This window comes from Leptotrichia sp. OH3620_COT-345, assembly GCF_003932895.1.
Lineage (GTDB): Bacteria > Fusobacteriota > Fusobacteriia > Fusobacteriales > Leptotrichiaceae > Pseudoleptotrichia.
In genome coordinates, this window is sequence record NZ_RQYW01000121.1 from 1 (window position 1) to 468 (window position 468).

Annotated in this window: 1 protein-coding gene; it reads left to right on the forward strand. The window is 33.1% G+C overall.

Annotation, left to right across the window (positions count from 1 at the left end; translation table 11 throughout):
* The coding region (locus tag EII29_RS11610; RefSeq protein ID WP_199726101.1) for a hypothetical protein at positions 1–468 on the forward strand (468 nt) is incomplete at both ends.

Consider the following 468-nt stretch of genomic DNA (forward strand, 5'->3'; position numbering starts at 1 on the left):
CAGTGAAATAGAAGCGCAAGGGGAAATAAGTATAAAGTCAAGACTGACAGAAAACAGGGGAAACATATTTGCAACGGAAAAAGTGGAAGTAACGGGAGAGAAGTTAGACAACAGTAACGGAGAATTAAGAAGTAATAGTAAGATAGCCCTTGATGTAAAAGATACGAGAAATGTAAAAGGATATATATTATCAGACGGACTTACAAAGGAAGATGTAAAAAAAGAAGAAGCTAAAGAAAACAGCGGCAGTATATCAATTAATACAGAAAAAGGAATAAACATAACAGGTACTCTTGATAATAGAGAAGGAGTAATAAGAGGAAGAGAAATAACAGTAGGAGGAAATCTTACAGGAAACTCCAAAGGAAAGATAGACTCTATAGGAGCCTTAACTTTAACCGGAAAAATAATAGATAATAAAAATGGGATAATAAAAGGAAACATAAAGAAAATAAATGCGGATAAGCT